At 43.6% G+C, this 273-nt stretch carries 1 pseudogene; it reads left to right on the plus strand.

What is annotated here, in order from left to right:
• A pseudogene (locus AAEZ18_RS18850) lies at positions 1-273 on the plus strand (TonB-dependent receptor); the annotation flags it as partial.

The raw sequence follows: 273 nt of genomic DNA on the forward strand, positions 1-273 counted from the left end.
TGTACCTACTGTTGAAAATGGTCAAGTAGTGCAACGTCAAGCCTTTAGAAACACAGAAACCTTAGGTGTAGAAGCCGAATTTAACCTGCAAATCACCCAAGACTGGCGCATTGGTGTATCTGCAACGTACCAATCACCCGAATTTGTAAACACACCAGCGGCGCAATACTTGGATGCTAATGGAAGCTCTGCCTCTATTGATATAAACGGCAACTTACCTGTACGTGTGCCTAAGCACTTTGGCCAATTAACTAGTAGCTATCAGTTTGAAGA

It is taken from the genome of Pseudoalteromonas sp. 19-MNA-CIBAN-0066 (genome assembly GCF_040308705.1).
GTDB lineage: Bacteria > Pseudomonadota > Gammaproteobacteria > Enterobacterales > Alteromonadaceae > Pseudoalteromonas > Pseudoalteromonas nigrifaciens.